At 70.7% G+C, this 19,789-nt stretch carries 16 protein-coding genes; 9 read left to right on the top strand and 7 right to left on the bottom strand.

Going from position 1 to position 19,789, the window contains the following annotated elements; all coding sequences use genetic code 11:
• Window positions 1-40: 40 nt before the first annotated feature.
• The 3 genes from ACFY1E_RS24350 to ACFY1E_RS24340 form a co-directional block, all read right to left on the bottom strand.
• Entirely contained in the window at window positions 41-442 is a 402-nt protein-coding gene (locus ACFY1E_RS24350; RefSeq protein ID WP_389079395.1) for an SHOCT domain-containing protein, read from the bottom strand.
• 142 nt (window positions 443-584) lie between these two features.
• Entirely contained in the window at window positions 585-1,838 is a 1,254-nt protein-coding gene (locus tag ACFY1E_RS24345) for a hypothetical protein (protein WP_389079392.1), read from the bottom strand.
• Between the two features lie 253 nt (window positions 1,839-2,091).
• Window positions 2,092-2,523, bottom strand: a complete 432-nt coding sequence (locus ACFY1E_RS24340) for a hypothetical protein (protein ID WP_389079390.1) — start codon at window positions 2,521-2,523, stop codon at window positions 2,092-2,094.
• Between the two features lie 156 nt (window positions 2,524-2,679).
• Between ACFY1E_RS24340 and ACFY1E_RS24335 the strand changes: the two genes are divergently transcribed.
• Together ACFY1E_RS24335 and ACFY1E_RS24330 are read left to right on the top strand one after the other, a co-directional pair.
• On the top strand, window positions 2,680-5,031 hold the full coding sequence (locus ACFY1E_RS24335; RefSeq protein WP_389079387.1) for an arylsulfatase: 2,352 nt from the start codon (window positions 2,680-2,682) through the stop codon (window positions 5,029-5,031).
• A gap of 40 nt (window positions 5,032-5,071) precedes the next feature.
• Complete coding sequence (locus tag ACFY1E_RS24330; protein WP_389079386.1) at window positions 5,072-6,394, top strand: cation:proton antiporter; 1,323 nt, start codon at window positions 5,072-5,074, stop codon at window positions 6,392-6,394.
• A gap of 9 nt (window positions 6,395-6,403) precedes the next feature.
• On the opposite strand, the gene ACFY1E_RS24325 is transcribed toward ACFY1E_RS24330, so the two are convergent.
• Window positions 6,404-7,816 (bottom strand): DUF2252 domain-containing protein, encoded by a 1,413-nt coding sequence (locus ACFY1E_RS24325; RefSeq protein ID WP_389079383.1) that lies wholly within the window; start codon window positions 7,814-7,816, stop codon window positions 6,404-6,406.
• A gap of 99 nt (window positions 7,817-7,915) precedes the next feature.
• Between ACFY1E_RS24325 and ACFY1E_RS24320 the strand changes: the two genes are divergently transcribed.
• The gene (locus tag ACFY1E_RS24320; RefSeq protein WP_389079381.1) at window positions 7,916-9,277 is read left to right on the top strand and encodes a diacylglycerol/lipid kinase family protein; all 1,362 of its coding nucleotides are present in this window, start codon (window positions 7,916-7,918) and stop codon (window positions 9,275-9,277) included.
• Window positions 9,278-9,305: 28 nt separating this feature from the next.
• Here ACFY1E_RS24320 and ACFY1E_RS24315 read toward each other — a convergent pair whose 3' ends face one another.
• The gene (locus tag ACFY1E_RS24315; RefSeq protein ID WP_389079378.1) at window positions 9,306-10,307 is read right to left on the bottom strand and encodes an Acg family FMN-binding oxidoreductase; all 1,002 of its coding nucleotides are present in this window, start codon (window positions 10,305-10,307) and stop codon (window positions 9,306-9,308) included.
• A gap of 293 nt (window positions 10,308-10,600) precedes the next feature.
• Here ACFY1E_RS24315 and ACFY1E_RS24310 point away from each other — a divergent pair, with 293 nt between their 5' ends.
• A complete protein-coding gene (locus ACFY1E_RS24310; RefSeq protein WP_389079376.1) occupies window positions 10,601-11,170 on the top strand; it encodes a hypothetical protein in 570 nt (189 codons plus the stop codon).
• A gap of 94 nt (window positions 11,171-11,264) precedes the next feature.
• On the opposite strand, the gene ACFY1E_RS24305 is transcribed toward ACFY1E_RS24310, so the two are convergent.
• Complete coding sequence (locus tag ACFY1E_RS24305; RefSeq protein ID WP_389079373.1) at window positions 11,265-12,710, bottom strand: GntP family permease; 1,446 nt, start codon at window positions 12,708-12,710, stop codon at window positions 11,265-11,267.
• Window positions 12,711-12,819: 109 nt separating this feature from the next.
• On the bottom strand, window positions 12,820-13,806 hold the full coding sequence (locus ACFY1E_RS24300; RefSeq protein ID WP_389079372.1) for a Bug family tripartite tricarboxylate transporter substrate binding protein: 987 nt from the start codon (window positions 13,804-13,806) through the stop codon (window positions 12,820-12,822).
• A 98-nt stretch (window positions 13,807-13,904) separates the two neighbouring features.
• Between ACFY1E_RS24300 and ACFY1E_RS24295 the strand changes: the two genes are divergently transcribed.
• From ACFY1E_RS24295 to ACFY1E_RS24275, 5 genes are all read left to right on the top strand, one after another.
• Window positions 13,905-15,554 carry an ATP-binding protein gene (locus tag ACFY1E_RS24295; RefSeq protein ID WP_389079370.1) on the top strand — a complete coding sequence of 550 codons (1,650 nt, stop codon included), beginning with the start codon at window positions 13,905-13,907 and terminating at the stop codon, window positions 15,552-15,554.
• Window positions 15,551-16,240: a response regulator gene (locus ACFY1E_RS24290; RefSeq protein ID WP_389079368.1), complete on the top strand. Its 690-nt coding sequence runs from the start codon at window positions 15,551-15,553 to the stop codon at window positions 16,238-16,240. Before ACFY1E_RS24295 ends, ACFY1E_RS24290 begins: the two co-directional genes overlap by 4 nt.
• Window positions 16,241-16,532: 292 nt before the next feature.
• Window positions 16,533-17,651 (top strand): ABC transporter substrate-binding protein, encoded by a 1,119-nt coding sequence (locus tag ACFY1E_RS24285; protein WP_389079365.1) that lies wholly within the window; start codon window positions 16,533-16,535, stop codon window positions 17,649-17,651.
• Window positions 17,652-17,737: 86 nt separating this feature from the next.
• Window positions 17,738-18,955: a sensor histidine kinase gene (locus tag ACFY1E_RS24280; protein WP_389079363.1), complete on the top strand. Its 1,218-nt coding sequence runs from the start codon at window positions 17,738-17,740 to the stop codon at window positions 18,953-18,955.
• Window positions 18,952-19,584 (top strand): response regulator, encoded by a 633-nt coding sequence (locus ACFY1E_RS24275; RefSeq protein WP_389079362.1) that lies wholly within the window; start codon window positions 18,952-18,954, stop codon window positions 19,582-19,584. The genes ACFY1E_RS24280 and ACFY1E_RS24275 overlap by 4 nt, the downstream gene beginning before the upstream one ends.
• Window positions 19,585-19,789 lie beyond the last annotated feature (205 nt).

Genomic DNA, 19,789 nt, shown 5'->3' with positions numbered 1-19,789 from the left:
CGTGGCCGGAGCACCCGCGCCGCCGCATCCGTCAACGTGGTCAGGCGGCCAGCACCCTGGTCTTGGCCCGCTCGTACTCGGCGTCGGTGATGGCGCCCCGGTCGTGCAGGGCGGCCAGCCTGCCGAGTTCGTCCGCCTTGGTGGTCCCGGCCGTCGGGCCCGGGGCGGCGGCCTGCTGAACGTACGAGCGGAACGCCTGTTCCTGGACCTGGAGCCGGCGCATCTCGCGCTCACCCATCCCGCGCCCGCGGGCGATCAGATAGACGAGGACGCCGAGGTACGGCAGTGCACAGACCAGAAGGGTCCAGCCGGCCTTGGCCCAGCCGCTGAGCGCATCGTCGCGGAAGACGTCGCCGATCACGCGGAACAACAGCATGAACCACAAGATCCATACGAAGAACCAGAGCATGGTCAGGAACACGTCGAGCAGCGGGTAGTCCATGGTTACCTCCGCACGCAGGGGGCCGCGGCGACGGCTGCACGGCCGGTGAGGGCCTGCGCCTCATACGGTGGGCCGGGCCTCTCCCGCACTGCATCACCCCCTGCGGGTGGGCCCCTGGATCCGGCGTGGGAACGACGAAGTCTCATGAGGCGTCGTGCGACGGGGGTGGCTGCTCCCCCTTCAGCGTCGCACGGCCGCCGGCTGCCAGGAGGGCGAGAAGTGCCAGGACCACCAGCAGGACGAGGCAGAGCAGCAGGATCGTCAGCGCGGTGGGGTGGTTCCACAGCGCGAAGACCAGCGCCACGATCAGCAGGGCGGCCAGCGTGATCCACCGGCGGTAGGTCTGCGTCCAGACACCCACCCTGCCGGTGCGGACCTGGTGCGCGTATGCCCAGGTTGCCGCGGAGTCCGCAGTGCGTTCGGAGGTGCCGCGGATCGCCACCGGCAGCCGTCCGGGACCGATCAAATAGGCGCCGAGCGCGATCACGACCCCGAGCACGATCGCCGTGCGCAGGCTGAGCCGCAGGAAGTGCAGCAGGGTGTCGAAGACGGCTGCGGCGGCCGCCTTCGACTGCACCTGGGGCGGGAGGTGGTCGAGGTAGTAGCGGCGCGCGACGACCAGGCCGATGGCCACCACCAGGCAGGCGAAGGCCGCCCCGAGGGCGGTACGGGCGAGGGCGCGCCGCCTGCGGTGGGCCAGGAGCACTCCGGCGGCGCCGATCAGGACGACAAGGATGGGGAACCAGGTGCCGATCACATCCAGCGCATGGGCGCCCTTGCGCATCTTGGCGAGCTGGTCGGAGTGGAACAGCACCAGCTGCTTGTTGACGTCGGGGATCTTCTCGGCCGGGGACAGGCCCGCGTCGACCAACTGCTGTTTCAGCTGGTCGACGGCTGTTCCGACGTCCAGGGTGACGGTGCCGTCGCTGACGCCGACGGCGCCGCGGCCCTGCCCGGTGAGGGCGTGCACGACGGCGTTGTGGGCCCTTCGGTTGGCGTTCGTCCACACCGTGGCGAAGGCGTCGCTGTGCACCACCCGTGTGGCAATCTTCGTCACCGCGCTGTTGGTGGCGGAATCGATCTGCGGTCCCAGTCCTCGTACGGCGGCGGTGGCCCGTGGCGGCAGGCCCTGGGAGTGCAGCCATCCGGCGAGTTCCGCGGCGGCCCGGGCTCCGTCCACGCGTACGTCCGCCGCATGGGAGATCCGGTTGACGGCCGCGTCCTGGATCGCCGGGTCGGTGGCCAGCGGGGACACCGTGGACACGTACCTGTCCGTGTCGAGTGCGATGTCGTGGATCCACACCGTGAGCAGCGCGACGGGGACGAGGATGCAGGTCAGCACGATCAGTACTGCGGAGGCCGTCGCGCGGACGATCCTCCCGGGCCGCGGGCTCATGCAAACTCCAGCTTCTCCAGCGGGGTCCTTCTCCCTCCTCTCCATTGCCGCTGCCAACGCCGCGGGGCGCACCTCGGGAAGGTCCGTACGAGTGGGGATGCGGGCCGGTGGTGCCGATCACCGCGCCGGCGGGTCCGAAGCGTGCAGGGCGCGTCGGCCGGCCGAGCGCAACGCCGGCACCACGGCGACCTCCGCGGCGCCGCCGTCCCGGTAGCGGGGGGTCCCGTGATCCCTCGCGCCGGGTCAGGGCAGCTCACATCCGCTGGTCGGTGACGTCGTCGCGCCGCACCACGCACAGGCCCCAGATGATGAACGCGTACATGGCGATCAGCGTGAGCGACCACATCGGGTAGTAGGGGACGGACAGGAAGTTGGCGATGATCAGCAGCGAGGCTATGGCCACACCCCCGACCCTGGCCCAGGTGGCCGTCGTGAACAGACCGAGGCTCACGATCACCCCGACCACCCCGAGGGCCAGGTGGATCCAGCCCCAGCTGGTCAGGTCGAACTTGAAGACGTAGTTCGGGGTGTTGACGAAGACGTCGTCATTCGCGATCGCCATGATGCCGCGGAAGATGTCGAGGATACCGGCGATCATCAGCAACACCGCGGCGAACACGGTAAGGCCGGAAGCGGCGGCCATTGTGCCCGGCGAATGGCGACGAGGAGTAACGGTGCTGGCCATGGCCGGCCTCCATTCCTCACAGGGCTGCGGCGCGCAGCCGTTCACCACAGAGCCTCCACCCGGCGCACCGCGCCGTGATCACCCGGAGAGGGTGAGGTCGCGCCGGTCGCCTGCCTGCTGTGCTGGGTGTACTCCCAGCACCCCGAGGAGGCCGACATGGCTGCAGAGTTCCGGGGCAGGATCGCGCAGGACATCCGCGACTCGGTGCCCGACTGGGAGCCGTACCGGGAGCCGCAGGCACCGGACGGCGCACCCAACGTGCTCTACATCGTCTGGGACGATGTGGGCTTCGGAACCTTCGACTTCTTCGGCGGCCTGGTCAGGGCCCCGGCGATGCGCCGTATCGCGGACGCCGGAGTGCGCTTCACGAACTTCCACACCACCGCGCTGTGCTCACCCACCCGGTCGTGCCTGATGACCGGCCGGAACGCCACCAGCAACGGCATGGCCTGCGTCACCGAGGTCACCAACGGGTTCCCCAACAGCAACGGGCGCATCCCGACGGAGAACGCGAACATCGCCGAGGTACTGGTGGAGCGCGGCTGGAACACCTACTGCGTCGGCAAGTGGCATCTGTGCCCCTCGGAAGAGGCCAACATGGCCTCTTCCAAGCGCCACTGGCCGCTCTCCCGCGGCTTCGAGAGGTTCTACGGCTTCCTCGGCGGGGAGAGCGACCAGTACTACCCGGACCTCGTCTACGACAACCATCCCCACGAGGTGAAGCAGACCCCGGACCAGGGCTACCACCTGTCGAAGGACCTGGCCGACCGGGCGATCGAGTTCATCCGCGACGCCAAGGTCATCGCGCCGGACAAACCGTGGTTCACCTACCTGTGCCCCGGCGCCGGACACGCCCCGCACCACGTCCCGCGCGAGTGGGCCGACAAGTACCAGGGCGTCTTCGACGACGGCTACGAGGTCTACCGCGAACTGGCGCTGCGGCGTGAGATCGAATTGGGGATCATGCCGGAGGGGACCGAGCTCACCCCCGTCAATCCACACGGCGAGCCGTATGCGCTCGGGCCCGGCGGGGCGCCGTGGCCGGCCGGCGAGTTCGTCCGCCCCTGGCAGACCCTGAACGAGGACGAGCGGCGCCTGTTCGCCCGTATGGCGGAGGTCTTCGCCGGGTTCGTCTCCTACACCGACGCCCAACTCGGCCGTGTTCTGGACTACTTGGCGGAGTCGGGGCAGCTCGACAACACCATCACGGTGGTGGTGTCGGACAACGGAGCAAGCGGTGAGGGCGGCCCGAACGGCTCCTTGAACGAGAACAACTTCTTCAACGGCGTGCCCGACGACATGGCGGACAACCTGCGGCACCTGGAGGACCTGGGCAGCCCCAAGACCTACAACCACTACCCGACGGGGTGGGCCTGGGCCTTCGACACCCCCTTCAAGTACTGGAAGCGGTGGGCCTCCTACGAGGGCGGCGTCGCCGACCCGATGTTCCTGTCCTGGCCGGCCGGCATCGGGGCCGCGGGCGGCATACGGCACCAGTACACGCATGCCATCGACATCGTGCCGACCCTGTACGACCTGCTCGGTGTCGAACCGCCGGAGACGGTCAAGGGCTACCGGCAGTCCCCGCTGCACGGCGCGAGTCTGCGCAGCGTCCTGGAGAACCCCCAGGCACCCGACCCCCGGGACACGCAGTTCTACGTCATGCTGGGCACCCGCGGCATCTGGCACGACGGCTGGCACGCCTCGGCACTGCATCCACCGGCACCGTCCGGCTGGAGCAGCTTCGACGACGACACCTGGGAGCTTTACCACCTGCGGGAGGACCGCTCCGAGGCCCACGACCTGGCCGCCGAGCACCCGCAGAAGCTGGAGGAACTCAAGCGGCTGTGGACGCGCGAGGCCGAACGCCTGGGCGGGCTGCCGCTCGACGACCGCACCGCGATCGAGATCTTCAGCACGCCACGGCCCCAGCTCTCCAAGCCCCGCAGCCAGTACGTGTACTACCCCGACTGCGCCGACGTGCCCGAGCCGGTGGCGGTCAACATCCGCGGCCGGTCCTACACCATCGCCGCCGACGTCCGTCTCGACACCCCGGAGGCCCGCGGTGTGCTGTTCGCGCAGGGCGGCCGGTTCGGCGGGCACAGCCTCTATCTCCTCGATGGAAGGCTGCACTACGTCTACAACTGGCTGGGCCGGATGGAGCAGAAGGTCGCCTCAGCCGGCCGGGTGCCCGTCGGCGAGCACATCCTGTCGGCCGCCTTCCGCGCTGACGACCGCAAGGACAACGGCCTCACGGTCGGAACCCTGACCCTGCACGTCGACGACCGTGAGGTGGGGGCGATCCGGATCAGGACCCAGCCCGGCATGTTCGCCTGCGACGGCGAGGGCCTGTGCGTGGGCCGCGACAGCGGCCAGGCCGTCTCCGCCGACTACGATCCGCCCTTCCGGTTCCTGGGCGGCACCATCCGCCGCGTGCTGGTCGATGTCAGCGGTCAGCCCTTCGCCGATCTGGAGAAGGAGGCCGCCGGCGCATTCATGCGCGACTAGCGCGTGGGTGCGCAACGGCAGCCGGAGGGAGGAGGGCGCGATGAGCAGCGGCGCCTGGACCGTGGTGGCGGTCGCGGGCGTCACCGCCGCCTACGCCCTCGGCTCGCGTCGGCTGTCGACCACGCCCGTCTCCTCGGCGATGGCGTTCACCGGATGTGGCGTCCTCATCGGTCCCGCCGTCCTCGACATCGTGGGCATCGAACACGACTCCGCGGCCCTGACGGCCCTGCTGGAAGCCGCCCTGACCCTGGTCCTGTTCACGGACGCCATGACCGTCCGGCGACGCGACCTGGCCACGGGCGGGTTCCTGCCCGACCGGCTCCTGGGCATCGGGCTGCCGCTGAGCATCGCGGCCGGCTGGCTGCTGGCCTGGCCGCTGTTTCCGGGGCTGACCGCTTGGGAGCTGGCCCTGGTGGGCGCGATCCTCGCCCCCACCGACGCCGCCCTGGGCAAGAGCGCCATGTCCGATCCCCGGGTGCCGGCGCTGGTCCGCGAGGGGCTCAATGTGGAGAGCGGCCTCAACGACGGGATGGTGCTGCCGTTCTTCGTCGTCTTCCTCGCGGCCATCCCCGGCACGTCCTACGCGCACGAGGGCGTGGCAGGCACCTTCTGGCGTGCCCTGCTGCTCAGCAGCGCCCTGGGCCTGCTGGTCGGCGGCTGCGGCGGGTGGCTTCTCCAGGCGTCCCGGGCCCGTGGCTGGGTTGAACCGGAGTGGGGGCAGATCCAGGCCCTCGCGGTCGCCGTGGTCTCCTACGAACTGGCTGTGATCACCGACGGCAGTGGCTTCATCGCCGCCTGGGTGTCCGGGTTCGCCTTCGGATACGCCCTTCGGCGATTCTCTGCCGCCACCGCCACCGCCACCGAGCCGGAAGGTGGGGACAACACGTCCGAATTCGCCGAGGAGCTGGGGGGCCTGCTGGCGTCGGTCAGCCTGATGCTCTTCGGCGCGGTGCTGCTGGGACCTGCGCTGCAGCACCTGACCTGGAAGCTCGTGCTCTATGCCGCGCTCAGCCTTACCGTGGTGCGCATGCTGCCCGTGGCCCTCTCGCTGCTGGGCAGCGGACTGCGGCCGCCGACGGTCGCGTACATCGGATGGTTCGGGCCGCGCGGTCTCGCCTCTGTCGTGCTGGCACTGCTGGTGGTGGAGGAGCACGTGCCGGGGACGGAGACGATGGGCCGGGTGGTCGCCGCGACCGTTGGGCTCAGCGTCCTGCTGCACGGTGTGTCGGCCGTGGCACTCGCCGGGCGGTACGGCGCCTGGTTCCGGCGCACCAGCGCGGCTGCCGGGCGGCGTGAGCTGCGGGAGGGCGCTGTGCCGGCGGAGAGCCCGGCACTGTCCGCAGGGCCCGGTCCTACGCCGTGAGATCGGTTCCTACGCCGTGAGATCGGTCCTCGCGCTGACGTGTCCGGCGGCCACCGCATCGGCCAGCGCCCGGTGATCGCGCTCGTTCTGATCGGCGTAGGCCTGTGCGAACCGAGCCAGCGCCCGGTCGAAGCTGTCACCGCCGCCGAGATAGGCGCCGATGGCGATCGGATCGCCGGAGCGGGCATGGGCGCGCGCGAGCGAGGCGCCGCACAGACGGCCGAAGAGCGCCAGGGTCGCCGGATCCATGGTCTCGGGCCGGGCGATGCCCTTCCAGTCCCGCAACTGCCGTACATAGAAGTCTCGTTCGCGGCCGTCGATGCCGGTCATGTGCTTCCAGCCGAGGAAGATGTCGCTGGCGGCCTGCATCAGCCGCTGCCCGGCCACCACCCGCTCGCCCTGGTTGTCGTACACGCTCGCGCCGCTGTAGGGAGCCAGGACCGAGGTGCCTGCCTCCTTGGCCTGCAGCAGCAGCGGATCCTCGTCGTCCCGGCCCAGCAGCAGAACGATCCAGCAGCGGGTGCCGACGCTGCCGACACCGACCACCTTGCGGGCCATGTCGACCACGTGGAATCGGCCCAGGAGGTGCCGGCGCTCCGAGGACAGGGTGCGCGCGTAGTCCGCGACCAGGGCGCGCAGGGTCTGCTGCAGCTCGTCGCCTTCGGTGCCGGGCAGCAGCTCGTCGAGCGGGGTGATGAGCGGGGGGTCGGAGATGATCCGTGGTGCGCCGTCGACCAGCCGGGTCAGTTTCCCGGCGGCCTGCAGGCTGGTCCGGGTGCGGGCCTTGGCCGATGCGGCGTCGACCCGCCGGCGCTCGCTGCGGCTCAGCCGCTCGGACAGGATCGCCTCGACCTGGGCGGCGTCGTCGCGGGCGTACCAGATGTCGAGGGTGCGCATCCCCGCGAACTCCCGCATCCGTTCGCGGTAGGCCCGGACGCTCTCGCGCACGACCGAGGCGCAGTCAGATTCCGGGAACGAGTTGGCGCGACCGGCGATCACCAGGCTCGCGGCGAGCCGTTTGACGTCCCACTCGAAGGGGCCCGGCAGGGTCTCGTCGAAGTCGTTGATGTCGAAGACCAGGTGCCGCTCGGGGGAGGCGAGCAGCCGGAAGTTCAGCAGATGGGCGTCACCGCACAGTTGGACCATGAGCCCGGTGTGCGATGACGCGCCCAGATCGGAGGCCATGATCGCCGCCGCGCCGCGGTAGAAGCGGAACGGTGATTCGAGCATCCGGCCGTACCGGATCGGGACGAGTTCCGGGACGCGGGTGGCGGACTGCCGCTCGATGATGTCGACGGGATCCGGCCGCTTGGTGTCCGGTTCGAAGGCGGCATGGGCGGAGCGCGGCAGGGAGGCCCGCGTCGCCCTGCCCAGCGCCGCGCGCTCGGACGCAGACAAAGGACTCTCGTTCATCGTGACCATGACCGTTCCTCCTTTCTGGCATCGTCGCGGTTCGCAGCTCGCGTGGGATCACCCCTGGCAGGTGATGTGCCGTCCGGGCGCGGGCGCTGAAATGCCCCTGTGCGCAGTGCCGAGACCCCCGCCCGGGCGGCCGAACCGAGCGATCGTCGCCCTGGAACGGCTCAGAGGTGGACGGCTCGTCTGGCACTGCTGGTCGCGACCGCCGCGATCGCGCTGCTGCTTGCGGCTGCCGGGGTCAGAAGCATTGCGCTGCTGCTCGTCGGTCTGGCGGGCCTCGCCGTGACGGCGGCTGCCGTGTGGTGGGCGCTCACCCATCACGGCCTGCTTCGGGCGCTTTCCTCCACCCTGGCCTCGCTGGTGCCGCTCGCTGTGCTGCTGTACTACGCCACCCTCCACCTGCTGTGGGCCGCATTGTCGGCCCTCGCACTGGGGGCCGTGGCGCGAGTGACCGGGCAAGCCGCCCTCGGCGCGGAGGCGCGGCCCGCCGGGCCACCACAGCAGCGAACTCCGCCGCCGAAATCGCCGTTCCTCGTCATGAATCCCCGCTCCGGCGGTGGAAAGGTGGACAGGTTCCACCTCGCGGAGCGGGCCCGGGCGCTGGGCGCCGAGGTCGCCGTACTCGACGCCGCTCATCCGCAGGACGTCGCCGAACTGGCCCGCCGCGCCGTGGCCGAGGGCGCGGATCTGCTGGGAGTCGCCGGAGGGGACGGCACCCAGGCGCAGGTCGCAGGCGTGGCCGCACAGCACGACATACCGTTCATGGTGATCTCGGCGGGCACCCGCAACCACTTCGCGCTGGATCTCGGCCTGGATCGTGCCGACCCCTCGAGTTGCCTCGACGCTCTCACCGACGGAGTGGAACTCCGCATCGACCTCGGCTTCGTCTCCGACCGCGTCTTCGTCAACAACGCGTCCTTCGGTGTGTACGCGCAGGTCGTACAGAGCTCCGCCTACCGCGACGACAAGGTGGGCACCATCCTGCAGCAGCTCCCGGAGCTGCTCACCCACCAGTCCGGCCCACGACTGACCGTCCACGCCGCCCATGTGCTCATGGACGCACCGCAGGCGGTGCTGGTCAGCAACAACCCCTACCAGGTGGGGGATGCCGCCGGCCTCGGTCACCGCACACGGCTGGATTCCGGCACGCTCGGCGTCCTCGGCGTCACCGTCGACAACGTGGCCCAGGCTGTCGACCTGCTGCGCGGCCCGCACTCCCGCGGACTCACCGCGCTGACCGCGGACGAGGTGGTCGTCGACGCCGACACCCCGGAGATCGCGGTCGGCGTCGACGGCGAGGCCCTCCGGCTGCCCACCCCCGTCATCTGCCGCATCGCGCCGGGATCGCTGCGCGTCCGGGTGCCCAGCGGTCGGCCGGGGGCGCCCCGGGCGAATCCGCCGACGGACTGGCGGGCCCTGGGCCGACTGGCCTTCGCCCGCCGTGCCGGAGCGGCGGCGGACTGACCGCGGCCGCGCGAACCGGCAGTCGCGGCTATCGGTGCGGCGCCTCCGCATCCAGCACCGCTCGGGCGGTGCGACGCGGGCCGGCCGGGCCCTCGGGTCCGTAGCCGAGCCGGATCAACATCTGGGCGTGACCGGTGTGGTGGGGGTCAGGGCCCAGGCTGCGGCGCAGGTCGGGCCATTCCATCGGCTGGTGGAGCAGCGATGCACGAAGCCCCAGGGCGGTGGCCACGAGCAGGACGTGTTCGAGTGCCTGTCCCGCGCGCAGCCAGTCCGTACGGCGGTCGTGCTCGGTCCTGAGCAGGGCGATGGCCGGGGCGGTCTCGAAGTCCTGCGCGGGCAACCGCCCGGGGTGGAGTGCAGCGGTGAAGTCCCGCATGGGGATGCGTTCGCGGGCGTCCTGCGGACCTAGTGCGGTCTGCGGAAGGCCGACGTCGCACGGGCTGTCCGGGTCGCGGTGCACCCAGCGGCGGCTCTCCCTGCCCCGGTCGGCATCGGCGTGGTTGCGCCGCTCGGCCTCCGCGGTCACCCGCAGCATCCGGACCGTCTCGGCGGCCTCGGGAAAGATCAGTGAGGCGCCTTCCGCGTGGGCGGCCTCGGCGAGTTCGGCGCGCGCCTGCGGCGGCAGGGGCCTGGCGGAGAACGGGAAGCGGCTGCTGTGCCTGCGCCAGATCGCCGGATAGAGGTCGCCGCGGTGTTCCGTGCCGTACCGACCGGCCGATCCGGTGGGCCGGACGACGGCGAGCAGGCCGGGGTCGTCGGGGCGGGGCAGCAGCCGCACCACGGGAGACCAGCCGAAGTGGGACACCGCGACGCGGAGGTTGAAGACGGAGGCTCCCACCGACAGATGCAGCGCACGGCCGGCCGGATCGGCGCGATGCAGACTGCGCTGCGGGTCCGCGCGCACCTCGAAGGCGACGGTCTCGGGGTCCAGCCTGAAGCGCCAGGGCTGCGTGTTGAAGAACGAAGGCGCGGCCACGGCGGCCGCCACACAGGCTTCCAGGGTCGCGGCGTCGAGAGGCACGGATGGCATGGTGCCCTCCTCCCGCACGGGTTTCGGAACAGGGTGGTCGTCCTACGAGGGTGGGCGCCCGGGGGCCTCCGGGTGAGGGGCCGATGGTCCCCGTCAGATGGCCGGTCGGGCCACCGATCACGGCGGCCGTGGGAGCGGAGCGCTCCGCCCACGGGGCGGCGGCAGGGCTGAAGGGCCCCTCTCCGCCGCAGACTTGGTCCCGGTCGGCCCCACGACTCCATCTGCCCGGCCCATGCCACGGCACGCGCCCGGCTGTCACCTTGCTCGCAGTGACGACGAAGAGGTGCAGACCGATGCGGACGTGCAGGCGAACCAAGAGGTGGCTGTGGCGCTGGCGGGCCAACCCGCTGCGCAGACACGACGACATGCTCGAGGCCTGGCTCGTGCTGGCCCTCTGGACGCTCGTGGCCGTGGGCGGAACCCTCACCGGCGTACTGACGGCCCGGGCCGCCGACGACGCCTTCATGCAGCAGCGCGCCGAGCGCAGCCCCGTAACGGCCGTACTCCTCACGGACACGCCCCCCGCGGAGGCGACGAGCTACCGGGCGTTTGCGCAGGTCCGCTGGGCCGGTAAGGACGGATCCGCCCGCACCGGCAGGACACTGGTGGAAGGCGGGCTCGGGGCCGGATCCACGACGGTGCTCTGGACCGACACGCAGGGCAACCTCACCACCCGCCCGCCGAGCCTCACCGATGCGGCAGTCGAAGCGGGCCTGCTGGGAGCCTCGTCGGCGCTCGCAGTCACCGGCATCGCGTTCGGAGTCACAGGCGCCGCACGCTACTGGCTGGACCGGCGGCGCATCGACGAGTGGGGCAGGGAGTGGGACCTGGTCGGCCCGCAGTGGGGGCACAGAACGGGCTGAGCGTCCCGTGGCTGAGCGGTGTGCACCTTGACGACGCACACCGCTCAGTGGCTGTCAGGTGTGCACCTTGACGATGCACACCGCTCAGTGGCTGTCAGGCGAACACGGACAGGAGGAGCGCCATTCCGAGGCCGAGCACGCTCACCAGGGTCTGCACGACGGTCTGTGTCTTCGTGGCCTGAGTGAGATCCATGCCGAAGGATTCCTTGACCAGCCAGAATCCGGCGTGGTTCACGTAGTTCAGCCCGAGGGAGCCTGCCCCGATGGCCACCACGAGCAGCGATGCCTCCAGGCCGCCTCCGCTGACCATGGGGGCGATGATGCCGGTGGCGGAGACGATGCCGACGGTGGCGGACCCGGTGGTCAGCGACAGCAGGAGGGCGATCAGCCAGCCCAGCACGATGACGTTCAGATGCGCCCCCTCGGCGGCAGAGGCGATCGCGTCGCCGATGCCGGAGTCCTGGAGAACCTGCTTGAACGCACCACCGCCACCGATGATGAGCAGGATGGCGGCGATGGACTTCAGGCTGTCCGTCAGGGATGCGCGGACCTCCTCGCCGGAGCGGCCCGTGCCCACAGTGGTCACGCCGAGAGCGAAGAGCAGCCCGGCGAGCATCGCCACGACGGGCTCGCCGACGAAGGTCAGCGCGGAACTCACGGTGCTCGTCTCGTCGAGCACCGTTTCGGCGAGGGTACGCAGCAACATGAGGGCGACAGGGACGAGCACCGCGGTGATGGCCAACCCGGTGGGTATCACGGAACGGGACGTGACGTCCGTATCTGCCGATGACGCATGCGATGCGCCGACCGTCACGCTGACAGGCGACTTCTCCCGGACGGACTGCGACGCACCCGTGAACTGCGCGACAAGAGCCTCGTCCGGGCGGACCTCGGCAAGGCGCGGCGCGATCCAGCGGGCGTAGACGGGGCCGGCCAGGATGACGGTGGGGACGGCGCACACGAAGCCGACGACCATGGTGAGGCCCAGGTCCGCGTGGAGACCGGTCATGGCCGTGAGCGGCCCCGGGTGCGGCGGCAGCATGCCGTGCAGGGTGGACAGCGCGGCGATGGCCGGTACGCCGAGCAGGACGTACGGGGAGCCCTTCGTGCCGCCCTGGGCCTCCAGCCTGCGCGCCACGCTGAAGATCAGCGGCAGCAGCACGATCAGGCCGACCTCGAAGAACATCGGGATGCCGATCACGAATGCCGCGGCCGTGACCAGCCAGGGCAGCCTGCGGGTGCTGGAGCGGTCGATCAGGGCGTGGGCGAGGGCGTCGGTGGCGCCCGAGTCGGACAGCAGGCGCCCGAGCATGGCGCCCAGGGCCAGGGTGATGCCCACGTCCCCGAGGGTGCCGCCGGCACCGTCCTCGAGGGACTCCACCAGTTTGGCGGCGGGCTCACCGGCGGCGAGGCCGGTGCCGACGGCGACGACGATGAGCGCGACGAACGGATGGATGCGCAGGCGGGAGTTGATGAGGTAGATCAGGGCCGTGATCGCGATGGTGAGGATGAGCAGCAACCACCAGGTGTGCGTGGTCATGCGGGTGCCTTTCGACGGACAGATGGACAGGTGAGGGGCATGGCGAAGTGAGCCGCAGCGCAGAAGGTGGTGGTGCGGCTGGTGTCAGGAGGGGCGGGCGGTGGCCCGGTCAGTCCAGCCCGAGATCCCTGACGAGACGGGCCACTGACGTGTCCTGTTCGGACAGGTACGCGGCGAAGGCGTCGCCGGTGGTGAACGCGTCGGTCCAGCCATGGCGGCGGAGTTCCGCTTTCCATTGCCGGGACCGGTGCATCGCTGTCAGCGCTTCGATCCACCGCTTACGGTCGGCGCCTTTGATGCCGGGCGGCGCCACGACTCCCCGCCAGTTGCTGAAGACCAGGTCGATGCCGGACGCCTTGAGGGTCGGTACTCCGGGCAGTGCGTCGATCGGTCGTGGGCTGGTCACCGCCAGGACCCTGAGCTGACTGGCGTCGATCTGGTCGAGGAACTCGCCGAAGCCGGTGGTGGCGAAGTCGACCTTGCCGTCGAGGAGAGCCGGCAGCAGGTCTCCGCCTCCGCCGCCGTAGGCGACGTAGCCGGCCCGGTGCGGGCCGATACCGACAGCCTTGGCCAACTCCATGGCCAGCAAGTGGTCCGGTCCGCCGAGTGAGGATCCGCCCCCGACCTTCAAGCGCGCGGGGTTCCTTTTCCAGGCGGCGATCAGATCGTCGATCGACCGGTAGGGCGAGTCACGGCGCACGACCACCGCACCGGCCTCCTCGACCAGCCGGGCCAGCGGAGTGGTCTCGATGACGGACGCCTTCGTGTGTGCCACGTGCGACGCGCCGATCACCCCGAGACCCATCTGCAGGACGAGCCTGCCGTTGCCCCGCTCGTTCACGATGCGCTGCAGGCCGACCGTGCCGCCTGCTCCCGGCAGGTTGAAGACCTGCACGCCGGAGTCCACGCCGGTCTCCTGCAGCACGCGGGCCACTGTCCGCGCCGTGGTGTCGTAGCCGCCACCGGGGGTGTTCGGAACCATGATCCGCAGCCCGGTGTCGGCCGGTTCCCCGCCGGGCAGCACCTGGCACCCGCTGACGAGAAACAGTGACAGCGCGAGGAGGGCGCCGCGAAGGGCGTGCGAGCGACCTCTCATGGCACCTCTCTTCCGCAGCCGTCGCGATGGACGTCATGATTGTGCGGCCCGTGGTGCGAGCCGCCCAGTTTGTGTCAGCAGTAGAGATTGAGTTCGTTGTGGTCACCAGTTTTCGGCGTCACACCCTCGCGGGCGAGATGCTGGCGCTGCAGCTCGCCATCGTCGTGGTCGTGCTGCTGGCGGTCGCGGCGCTCTCGCTCGCCCAGTCGGAGGCCACCTTCAGCCGGGTCGAGGGCCGCCGCGTGAGTGCGCTGGCTGAGCAGTTGGCCGCCAATCCACTGGTGCGCAACCAGCTCCCGCGTCCGGCGCCGGAGGAGACGCTGGCCCCGCTGACGCATTCCACACTGGTCCAGTCCGGGGTCACCTCCGTGACGATCGCCGACTCATCCGGTCGCATCGTCAGTTCGACCAACCCGACGGTCACCGGTGACCGGCTGCGGCTCGGACCGGGGGTGGCCCGCGGACGAGGCTGGTCCGGCTCGCTCACCTGGGACGGCAGCCGCGAACTGGTGGCGCAGGTGCCGGTGCTCGGCGCGGCGAGCGGTGACCTGGGGCGGACCCTGGGCATCGTGATGATCGGGGAGGCGTCGCCGACGGTGTGGCAGCGGCTCAGTGGTGCGTCTTCCTATCTCCTCGCCTACCTGGGCATCGCCAGTGGGCTCGGTCTGGCCGGCTCCTGGCTGCTGGCCCGACGGGTCAAACGGCAGACGCTCGGTCTGGAGCCGCGAGAGATCACCGGGCTCGCCGAACACCGCGAGGCCATGCTGTACGGGATCGCCGAGGGGGTGGTCGCCCTGGATCCCCAGCAGCGCCTCACCCTGGTGAACGAGGTGGGCAGACAGCTGCTCGACCTGCCCGAGGAGTGCGTGGGCCGCACTTTGGACGAGCTCGGCATCGACGGCCGTCTGCACGACGTGCTCACCGGCACCCGGCCCGAAGCGGAGCACGGGCCCGACGAAGTGGTCATACGGCACGGTCGCGTGCTGGTGATGAACAGGATGACCGTCACGAAGAACGACCGCCTGCTCGGCTCGGTCACCACGCTGCGGGACCGCACCGAACTGGCTCGGCTGGAACGCGAGATCGGCTCCTTCCGCAGCACGTCCGAGCTGCTCCGGGCCCAGACACACGAATTCGCCAACCAGCTGCACACGATCTCCGGACTCATCCAGATCGGCGAGCAGGACGAGGTCGTACGCTACGTCCGTGCGCTCACCCGGCGCCGCCAGTCCCTGGACATGACCATCGGCCGCCGCATCCACGATCCCGCCGTCGCCGCCCTCCTCATGGCGAAGGACTCCCTCGCGGCCGAACGCAGGATCACCCTGAGGATCTCGGACGACACCTCCCTCGGCCGGCTCGCCCCGGAGGACGCCGCCGACGTGGCGACCGTGGTCGGCAACCTGGTCGACAACGCCATCGACGCCGCAGCCGGAAGCGGCCCCGACGACCGGGAGCCCTGGGTGGAGGTCGAACTCCGGCAGGACGCGTCCAGCGTGGAGATCGTGGTGTGCGACTCGGGCCCGGGCGTGGCGCCCGAACTCGCCCAGGAGGTCTTCCACCACGGTTTCACCACCAAGGCCGCCGCGGAGGGCGAGCGTGGGATCGGCCTGGCACTCACCCGGCTCGTCTGTGAACGACGAGGTGGGGAGATCAGGGTGACCAACACCGCCGAAGGCGCCCGGTTCACCGCGCGCATGTCCGTGAGCCACTCGACGGAAGCGATCGAGGAAGGAGCAGCACGGTGACGGGCACCTCCGGCACGATCGACGTTCTCGTCGTCGACGACGACTTCATGGTGGCTCGGGTCCACCGCACCTTCGTCGAGAGGGTGCCTCCGTTCAGGGTCGTCGGCACCGCGGGCACTGGTGAACAGGCCATCACCGCAGTCGACGAACTGCGCCCGGATCTCGTTCTCCTCGATCTCTATCTGCCCGATGTCTTCGGCCTGGACGTCATCCCGCGGCTGCGCGCCGCGGGACACGACTGCGACATCATGGTCATCAGTGCCGCGCGCGAGGCCGACACCGTGCGCGGCGCGGTCCGCCACGGTGTCGTGGACTACCTGCTCAAACCCTTCGACTACGAGGACCTGAAGCCCCGCCTGGACCGGTACGCCGCACGGCGCGGCCGGCTTCTCACCACGGTGGTGCGCGGCCAGGCCGACATCGACCGGGCTCTGTCCGCAGGGTCAGTGCCCGCTGCTGTCGCCAGACTCCCGAAGGGCCTGAGCGTCGAGACCGCCGACCTCGTCGAACGCACGCTCCGCGATGCGGACGGCACCCTGTCGGCCGCCGAATGCGCGGCCGCCGCCGGTATCTCCCGTGTCAGCGCCCGCCGTTACCTGGAGCACTTCCACACCACCGGCGCGGCGGATGTCTCCCTGCGTTACGGCGCCGCCGGCCGGCCCGAGCGCTATGGCTGGCGGGCCTGAGAGATGGGTGCTGCTGGGCGTACGTTCACGCGGGCATCGGCGCATTGGTTGAACTGATGGGCGCGAATCAAGCAAAGCTTCGAACCACCGGACGAAAAGCTCATCCAGGCCCGGTGAGCGTGACGCGTGACCATCACACTCGGTCAACCGCCCACCGGGGTCTCGGTCAACCGTTCGGTTGAACCGCGCTTACCACTCCAGCCTGCCCCTCGCTCCGCACGGAGGACGCGGGCGTCTGCCGGTGGCGAGCAGGATGCGTACGTCAGCCCCCCATCAGAGAGGTCTTCGCAGCATGTCCAGCTTCCTCAGCAGACGACGTGTCCTCGCCACCGGCGCCGCCGCAGGTGCCGCCCTCGGGATCGGCGCGCTGGGCGCCGGCCCCGCGCAGGCCACCACCGGGCCCGAGGAGACCAGGACCCTCGACGAGCTGTACCAGGCGGCCCTCGCCGAGGGCGGGAAGCTCGTCGTCTACGCCGGTGGGGACACCCCGACCCAGCAGGACTTCACCAAGGCGGCGTTCCTCAAGCGCTTCCCGGACATCGACCTGACCCTGGTCGTGGACTACAGCAAGTACCACGACGTCCGCGTCGACAACCAGCTCGCCACCGGCACCCTCGTCCCCGATGTCGTGCAGCTCCAGACCCTCCAGGACTTCACGCGCTGGGAGCAGCAGGGGCAGCTGCTGCGGTACAAGCCGGCCGGGTTCTCCGAGGTGTACGACAAGTTCAAGGACCCGCACGGCGCCTGGGTCGCCATCGGAGCGATCGCCTTCAGCTTCATGTACAGCCCGTCCGCGGTCGGCTCGGACGCCCCGCGGACCCCGCTGGACCTGGTCGACCCGAGGTGGAAGGGGAAGATCGCCTCCTCCTACCCGCACGACGACGACGCGGTCCTCTACCTCTACTCGCTCTACGTCCAGAAGTACGGCTGGAAGTGGGCGGCCGAGCTCGCCGCACAGAACGTGCGCTTCGCGCGGGGCAGCAACTCCCCCGGCGACGCGGTCCGGGCCGGCACCCATGCGATCGGCGTCGGCGGCTCGGGCGCCCCGCTCTCCACCGGGCCCGTGAAGTGGGTCATCCCGGACGGCGCCCCGTTCATGGCCTGGGGCCAGCGCGCCGCGATCCTGAAGCAGGCCGCGAACAAGACCGCCGCCAAGCTGTACCTCAACTGGCAGCTGTCCCTCCCCACGCAGCAGGGGTCCTTCAACGGCTGGTCCGTACGCACCGACGTCACTCCCCCGACGGGACTGAAGCCGCTCTGGGAGTACCCCGACGCGCACCTCGACGGCTTCCCCCGCTTCATGGCCGACCGTGCCGCGATCGAGCGCTGGAAGCAGACCTTCGCCCTGTACTTCGGCGAGGTGAAGGGCGACCCCACGCCCGGCTGGCTGGGGCTGCACCCGGGCGCGTAGCGCACGGCTCTTCACATAGGCCATATCAAGCCCCGATAGACTCGGACGCCCGTTCAAGTGGATCAGTCCGTTCAAGGGGATCTGCCGTGACCGACCGCGCTCTCGCCCACGGCGCCCGACGCACCCTGGAACACGCCCCGCACTACGTGTTCTTCCTGGTCGTCGGTGCCGCCGTCGTGCGGCTCGTGGATCTGAACAGCCCGCTGTGCTGGCGCATGGTCGGCGTCAGCGGGCTGTTGGCCATGGTGTACGGGGCCGGTCTGGGGCTGTGGAGCCGGCTCGGTCCGGCCGTCCGGCTCGGCTGGATCACCACGCTGATCGGTCTCTGGGGCGTCCTCGTGTTCCTGGCTCCGGCGCCGCTGACCTGGTCGTACGCCTGGTGCGGGGTCCCGCTCGCGTGCGCGGCCCTGCGGGCTCTCGGGCGGCGGGCGGCGCTGGTCGCGGTGGGCGCGATCTCCGTCGTACTGGGCTGGCGGCTGGTCGGCTCCACCGGCCGGCTCGACCTGGAGATGGCGCTGATCCCGGTGGCGGCCGTCTGGGGCACCGTGGCCCTCTACCGGGCCCAGCAGCGGGACGCCGCCGAACGTCAGCGTCTGCTGGAGGAGTTGCGGAGCACCCGGGACATCCTGGCCGAACAGCAGCGCCGGGCCGGTGTGCTGGCCGAGCGCGCACGGATCGCCAGGGACCTGCACGACACGCTGGCCCAGGAACTCGCGGGCAGTCTGATGTTGCTCCAGGCGGCCGAGCGGGACTGGGAGCGGCGGCCGGACGCGGCCCGCACCAGGGTCCGCGCGGTGGCCGACGGTCTGGACGGCAATCTCGCCGAGACCCGTCGCATCATCCACGACCTCACGCCGTCCGCCGTCGCCGAGGCTGGACTCGAGGGTTCGCTGCGGCTGCTGTGCGCCCAGGTGGAGCAGGAGGGGACCGCGGCCCGGGTGCGGTTCCGCTCCGTCGGCGAGCCTCGTCCCGTTCTGGACGAGCAGGCGGCGGCCACCCTGTTCCGCGTCGCGCAGGGCACCCTGGCGAACGTGCGCGAGCACGCCCGCGCGGTGAACGTGCTGGTCACCCTCCATCATGGGGCGGATGGGATCGAACTCGACGTGCAGGACGACGGAGTGGGTTTCGAACCGACCGGGACCTCCGCCCGGAAGACCCGCGGCTTCGGCCTCCCGGCGGCCCGTGCCCGGCTCCGCGAGTGCGGCGGCGACCTGCGGGTCACCAGCGCACCGGGCCGGGGCACCCGGGTGCGGGCCGTGCTCCCGGCGACGGCTCCCCGTCTGACCTCGGCGACAGCCGGATGACCGTACGTCTGGTGGTCGCGGACGACCACGCCGTCGTACGGGCCGGACTGCGGGCCCTGCTGGAGGGGGAACCGGACCTCGAGGTGATCGCGGAGGCAGGCAGCGGCGAGGAGGCCGTACGGCTCGCCGTCGAGCAGAAGCCTGATGTCGTGCTGATGGACCTCCGGTTCGCCGGTGCCGGCATCGACGGCATCGAGGCCGTCCGCCGGCTCGCCGTCGAGGCCCCGGCCGTGCCCGTGCTGATGCTCACGAGCTTCTCCGGACGGGCCGACGTCGTGCGGGCACTGGAGGCGGGCGCACGCGGATATGCGCTGAAGGCGGGGCCGCCCGAGGAGCTCTTCCGGGCCGTCCGCGGCGCCGCCGCCGGTGCCATGGCCCTCGCCCCCGAGGTCGTCGGGGAACTCGTCGGCCAGGTGGTCCGGCCCGACGCGGACCTGACCGAGCGCGAGGTCGAGGTCGTCCGGCTGGCCGCGCAGGGCCTGACCAACCGGGCCATCGCGGAGGCGCTGTTCCTCAGCGAGGCGACGGTGAAGACCCACCTCGTGCGCATCTACCGCAAGCTGAAGGCCGAGAACCGCGCGGCCGCCGTGACGGAGGCCGCGCGCCGGGGGCTCATCCAGCTCGACTGACGAGCGAAGCGCTCCCACGTTCATGGAGGAACCTACGACACACACTGTCCAGCATCGCGCCGCCGTCCGGCGTGACCTTCACCGCCGCAAGGTCGATACTGCCGAAAGGGGCGCTCCAAACGCTCGCTTGCAACCGACCACGACATACACCTGACGCCCTGTCACCAAAGTCAGCATCAAGTCAGCATCATTACCGCCGGAACCC

The organism is Streptomyces sp. NPDC001604 (genome assembly GCF_042893475.1).
Lineage (GTDB): Bacteria > Actinomycetota > Actinomycetes > Streptomycetales > Streptomycetaceae > Streptomyces.
This window is presented reverse-complemented; position numbering and strand designations above follow the sequence as displayed.